We start from the raw sequence: 5,501 nt of genomic DNA, 5'->3' as shown, positions 1-5,501 counted from the left end.
AGCGCCTGGACGGGCTTTTGGCGGAACGGCGCGCGGGGTAAGCTTGCGGCGGTTCGCCGGCCTGCTCATCGGCGCAGACCAATAGACGGAAATGCCGTGCTGTGCCGCGGGCTGATAATATGGGGTCGTAAGGGCAAGTAAGCTTGGGCCGAAACGCGATGCTTGACGAAGACCTCAGCACGGAAAGAGTGAACCCGCCTGCGCTGGAACGCTTTGTGCCGCTTTCAGCGGAGCGCGTCCTGGTGTGCGGCGATGATGCGGGCGTGTTGTCGGACGCGCTCGAGAGGCGCAACGGCGTCGAGGTCGAGAGGTTTCTTGCTGGGCCGCAAGTCGGCAATGCTCCCGTCGAGCTTGTTTCCATTCCCTTTGCGAATGACCGGTTCGAATGCACTGTTGCAGTCGATTTGCTTCCAAGGCTGCGTGACCCGGCGCCGGTCCTCCGTGAACTCCGGCGCGGATTGTCGCCGGGCGGATTGCTGATCGCGACCGCGCCGAATCTTCAGCACTTTCGGACTGTCTTCATGTTGGCGGACGCGCGCTGGTCGTATGCGGAAGAAGGCATCCTCGCGCGTAGTCACGTGCGTTTCTTCACAGGTGTCGAGGTGGCCGAGACGCTAAGCGCGGCGCGGTTCGAGGTGCGCTCACTGTCGAGCCTTGTGCTGGCCCCGCCGGAGCGTATGCCGCGCGACGCAGACGCCTGGATCGGGTCGGGGCGCGTCCAGGTCGGCCCGCTGAATGACACGGAATACCAGCTTTACCGGACGAGCCAGTCTGTGTCGCTTGCGGTGAAGACCGGGGACCCCGCGGCGGGCGGGTGAGGGCCGTCATGAACGTGCTGGCCATGGGCATCGCTTTATGGGGCGACCGCGCGCACTTGAATCTGTATCGCTCGAAGTGCGGCCACGAAGTGCGCCTGCTGGCAATGTCGGGCGACGCCGACTACTTGTTTACGTCCGATGAAACCGCGGAGCAGGTGGTGCGGCGGATAGCGGTGGACTGGCCGCCGGACCTGTTGCTTTGCGGCTGCCCGGAGGTATATCCGCCGCCCCGCGCCGTCTCTTGTCATCGCGTCAGCGGCAAACATGGCGGTTATTGCCCCGGGCCACAGGTGCGGGCGCACCCAGTTTTCGCGTAAGCCTTGCATCACCCGCTGTTTATATGCTATTCTTCCTTTTCGGTCCGGGGCCTTATTCCCCACTAGTGGCCCCTATCTCCGTGTGAAAACTACGGGCGCGTCATCCGTGTCTGGCGGGCAGGCGCGTTTGACGTAACAAGTGTGTATGCATGTTTGAAACGCTGACACAAAAACTCGAGCGCGCTTTCAAGCACATTCGCGGCCAGGGTTACCTGACCGAGGCGAATATGCAGGAAGGGTTGGAGCAGATCCGTCTCGCGCTGCTCGAGGCCGACGTGAACTTCAAGGTCGTCAAGAAGTTCATCAGCGATGTGCAGGAAGAGGCCGGCGGCCAGCGGGTTCTGGACAAGGTCAACCCGACCCAGCAGATTGTCAAAATCGTCCATGACGAACTGGTCAAGATCATGGGCGAGAAGCACGAGCCGTTGCGCAAGGCGGCCACCCCGCCCACGACCATCATGATGGTCGGCCTGCAAGGGCAAGGCAAGACGACCACCGCCGGCAAGCTCGCCATGATGCTCAAGCGCACCGGCCATGCGCCGCTGCTCGTGGCGGCCGACGTATACCGGCCCGCGGCGGTGCGGCAGCTCGAGGTCGTGGCGGAGAAAGCGGGCGTCGAGTGTTTCAGCCTCGGCGCGTCGGCGAACCCTATCGATATTTGCGTCATGGCGCGCGGCGAGGCGCAGCTTCGTGGCTGCGACCACATCATCCTGGACACGGCGGGCCGCCTGCACGTGGACGAGCAGATGATGGCCGAAGTGCGCGCTATCGCCAACCAGACGCGCCCGGACGAGATTCTCTTTGTCGCCAATGCGCAGACCGGCCAGGACGCGGTTCGATCGGCGAAGGAGTTTCACGACAACCTGCCGCTGACGGGCGTGATCCTGACGCAGATGGACGGTGACGCGCGCGGCGGCGCGGCGATCAGCCTGATCGAGGTGACCGGCTGCCCGGTCAAATTCGTGGGCACGGGCGAGCGGCTCGAAGCGCTCGACGCGTTTCACCCGCGGCGCATGGCCGACCAGATCCTCGGCATGGGCGACGTCGTTTCGCTGGTCGAGAAGGCGCAGGCGGTTTCGGACCGCGACCAGGCGGCGCGGCTGCAGGAGCGTATTCGCAAGGAGAAATTCGACCTCGAGGATTTCCTCGCTCAGATTCAGCAGATGAAGAAGCTGGGCAACATGGGCGACTTGATCAAGAAGATTCCCGGCATCAACAAGATGATGCCCGCGGGCATGGAAGATGCCGCCGGCGACGAGATCAAGTACGTCGAGGCGATCATCTACTCGATGACGCCCCACGAACGGCGCAACCCGAAACTGCTGAACGGGAGCCGGCGGCGGCGGATCGCCGCGGGCAGCGGCACCTCGGTGCAGGAGATCAACGCGCTGTTGCGCGATTTCGAGAAGATGAAGAAGATGATGAAACAGATGATGAAAGGGCCAAAAGGGCGCGGGCCCAGAGGCATGCGGCCCCTGTTCGGATAACGAGACTTGAAGGAAGGGACTTGAACCAATGCCAACTGTCATTCGTTGTAAACGCGGCGGACGCACCCACAGCCCCTATTACCGGCTGGTGGTCATGGACTCGCGCACGCGCCGCGGCGGGAAAGAAGTAGACACGCTGGGCGTGTATCACCCCTGTGCGCGGCCCGAGCCTATCTGCCGCGTCGACGCGGGCAAAGCGCTGGACTGGCTGCGCCACGGCGCCCAGATGTCCGACACGGCACGGTCCATCCTGTCGCGGCTCGGCGTGCTCAAGCACCTGCGCGAAGGCACCGTGCCCGAGGAGGCGATGGCCCTGCATAAAGGCGGCGCCGTCGAAGACAAGGGTTACAACGCGCCGCCGCCGCCCAGACAGGAAAGCGCGGAAGCAGCGGCAACGGAAGAGGCCGCGGAAGAGGCTTCGGAATAAGCCGTGAAAGACTTGATTGAATTTGTAGCCAAGAAGCTCGTCGAGCACCCGGAAGATGTCGTGGTGCGCTGTATCGACGCGGAAGACGGCCAGCATTACGAGTTGCGCGTGCACAACGAAGACATGGGCCGTATTATCGGCAAGGAAGGCCATACGGCGAAGGCGCTGCGCACCCTCGTGGGCGCCGCCGCCGCGAAGGCCGACGTGCGCGCGGTGCTCGATATCGTCGAGTAGTACGCCGCGGTGCCGCCGGACCGGGTCGAGATCGGCCGCGTGCGCTCGGTCGCCCCGGGCCGCCGCGAACTGCGCATCCGCCCCGCCGCGGGCTACACGGAGGCATTCCAGGCATTGGCCTCGTTGCGGGTCGTGCCGCCGGGCCATGCAGAGATGCGGTGCCGCGTGGAAAAAACGCGGCGGCATGGTGACGATGTCATCGCGGCGTTGGCCGCGGGCGTGCCGCGCGACGCCATCGGGCGCATGAAAGGCGCCGCGGTGGTGGCGGCGCCGGGCGAGGTCGCGCCGACAGCCAGCGCGGACTTGGATGTGGCGGCGCTGAACGGATTCCGGGTCACCGGCGCGGACGGCGCGGTGCTCGGCAAGGTGACAGGCGCCTACGAAACGCCGGCCAACGCGGCTTTCGTGGTGCAGCGGCCGGACGGCACGCGGTTCTTGCTGCCGGCGATACCGGAGGTGGTGAAAGAGGTCGATTTGGACGAGGAGACGCTTCGGCTCGGCGATATTGGGCCGTACGCGGTGGAAGCATGAGGATTGACGTCCTCACATTGTTTCCCGAGATGTTCGAGGGGCCCTTGCGGGCGAGCCTGCTCGGCAAGGCCATCGAAGAGGACCTTATTGAGGTAGTCCTCACGAACATCCGGGCCTTTGCGGCGGACCGCCACAAGTCGGTGGACGATGCGCCCTACGGCGGCGGTGCGGGCATGGTGATGAAGTGCGAGCCGCTCTTTGCGGCGGTGGAAAGTTTAAGAGACAAGAATTCGCTCGAACGGGTCATCCTGTTGTCGCCGCGCGGGCGGCGGCTCGACCAGCAGACCGTTCGCGCGCTGGCCGCGGCGCCCGATTTGGCGCTCGTCTGCGCGCGATACGAAGGCGTGGACGAGCGCGTGTCGCAGGCGCTGGTCACCGACGAGATCTCGATAGGCGACTATGTGCTGAGCGGCGGCGAACTGCCCGCAATGGTGCTGATCGAGGCGATCAGCCGGATGGTCCCGGGCGTGGTGGGCGACTGGGAATCGGTAGAGACCGATTCCTTCTATGAGGGTATCCTGGGAGCGCCCCAATACACGCGCCCGCCCGAGTTTCGCGGGATGGAAGTGCCGGCGGTGCTGCGTGAGGGCAATCACGGGGCCATCCGCCGGTGGCGCAGAAAAGAAGCATTGCGGGCGACGCGCGAGCGGCGTCCGGATTTGTTGCAGCATTGTACGGAGCAAGATAAACCGCTGTTGGCCGAAATAGAACGCGAGACGCCAGCCGCGGAAAGGGAGAACGAGCCGTGAATCCGCTGATTCAAGAACTGAACGCAAAACAGATGAAAAGCAGGGAGAACCTGCCGCAATTCCGCGTGGGGGACACGGTCCGTGTCCATTTTCGCGTTGTGGAAGGTGATAAAGAACGCATTCAGGCCTACGAAGGCGTCTGCATCGGCCGCAAGGGCGGCGAAGGCCCCAACGCCACGTTCACCGTCCGTCGCGTCGCTTTCGGCGAGGGCGTCGAGCGCGTGTTCCCGCTGCATTCGCCCCGCGTCGAGAAAGTCGAGGTAACGCGCGAGGGCAAGGTCCGCCGCGCGAAACTTTACTTCCTGCGCAACCGCGTCGGCAAGGCCGCCCGCGTCAAGGCGAAGCAGCTTGGCGGTCGCGAAGCCGTTGAACTCGCCGCGGGCAAAGAGGACGCCGCGTCCGAGTAGTCTCCGTGAGCCGGCCCGGCGCCGCCGGGCCGTTTGACACGCAGAACGCCTTTCGCGGATGATGACTCTCTGTGGATTCCATGCGATGGGAGGGGTTTCATCATGCGTTCCCGCGTTTCGTTTCTTCTTCTCGCGTTCAGTTCCGCCGCGGTGTCTTTCTGCATATCCTGTTCCCGCGAACCAGCAGAGCCGCCGATAGAAGCGCCGCCTGCCGTAGCTGACGCACACACCGCCGGCTGGACCGTGCGCGACATCTTGGCCGTGGCCTTCAATGGCGGCGCGATAGGCGTGGCGGCGCCGTCGCTCGAATCCGTGCACGGCTTGGTCGAGCGCTGTGCCGCGGCCCGGACGATACAGGGGATCTCCGCCCTGACAGGCATGGAATTCACGGCGAACAAGTTTACGGAGATGATCGCGGGGGAGATCGGTCTCCCGGGCGTTCGCACGTTCGCGGACCTGCTGGCGCAAACCGGCCTGGACGGCAACCGCACCGTCGGCCTCATGGTCTTCCCTGAAAATGGGGGGGAAGCC

The 5,501-nt window shown here is 64.6% G+C and carries 9 protein-coding genes; all 9 read left to right on the top strand.

Going from position 1 to position 5,501, the window contains the following annotated elements:
* The first annotated feature begins 158 nt into the window (after positions 1 to 158).
* The gene (locus tag KA184_22960) at positions 159 to 818 is read left to right on the top strand and encodes a hypothetical protein (GenBank protein ID MBP8132450.1); all 660 of its coding nucleotides are present in this window, start codon (positions 159 to 161) and stop codon (positions 816 to 818) included.
* An 8-nt stretch (positions 819 to 826) separates the two neighbouring features.
* Positions 827 to 1,135 (top strand): hypothetical protein, encoded by a 309-nt coding sequence (locus tag KA184_22955; protein ID MBP8132449.1) that lies wholly within the window; start codon positions 827 to 829, stop codon positions 1,133 to 1,135.
* Positions 1,136 to 1,284: 149 nt separating this feature from the next.
* Positions 1,285 to 2,622, top strand: coding sequence for a signal recognition particle protein (gene ffh, locus KA184_22950; protein MBP8132448.1), 1,338 nt, complete (start codon positions 1,285 to 1,287; stop codon positions 2,620 to 2,622).
* A 28-nt stretch (positions 2,623 to 2,650) separates the two neighbouring features.
* A complete protein-coding gene (gene rpsP / locus KA184_22945; GenBank protein ID MBP8132447.1) occupies positions 2,651 to 3,049 on the top strand; it encodes a 30S ribosomal protein S16 in 399 nt (132 codons plus the stop codon).
* 3 nt (positions 3,050 to 3,052) lie between these two features.
* Entirely contained in the window at positions 3,053 to 3,283 is a 231-nt protein-coding gene (locus KA184_22940) for a KH domain-containing protein (protein ID MBP8132446.1), read from the top strand.
* Between the two features lie 9 nt (positions 3,284 to 3,292).
* Positions 3,293 to 3,814, top strand: a complete 522-nt coding sequence (locus tag KA184_22935; protein ID MBP8132445.1) for a hypothetical protein — start codon at positions 3,293 to 3,295, stop codon at positions 3,812 to 3,814.
* Complete coding sequence (gene trmD, locus KA184_22930) at positions 3,811 to 4,563, top strand: tRNA (guanosine(37)-N1)-methyltransferase TrmD (GenBank protein ID MBP8132444.1); 753 nt, start codon at positions 3,811 to 3,813, stop codon at positions 4,561 to 4,563. The genes KA184_22935 and trmD overlap by 4 nt, the downstream gene beginning before the upstream one ends.
* Positions 4,560 to 4,970, top strand: a complete 411-nt coding sequence (gene rplS / locus KA184_22925) for a 50S ribosomal protein L19 (GenBank protein ID MBP8132443.1) — start codon at positions 4,560 to 4,562, stop codon at positions 4,968 to 4,970. The genes trmD and rplS overlap by 4 nt, the downstream gene beginning before the upstream one ends.
* A 102-nt stretch (positions 4,971 to 5,072) precedes the next feature.
* On the top strand, positions 5,073 to 5,501 hold a 429-nt coding region (locus tag KA184_22920), incomplete at its 3' end, for a hypothetical protein (protein MBP8132442.1).

The organism is Candidatus Hydrogenedentota bacterium (assembly GCA_018005585.1).
Taxonomy (GTDB): Bacteria; Hydrogenedentota; Hydrogenedentia; order Hydrogenedentales; family JAGMZX01; genus JAGMZX01.
Note: the sequence above shows the minus strand (reverse complement) of the source record. Positions and strands in the feature narration are given on the sequence as shown.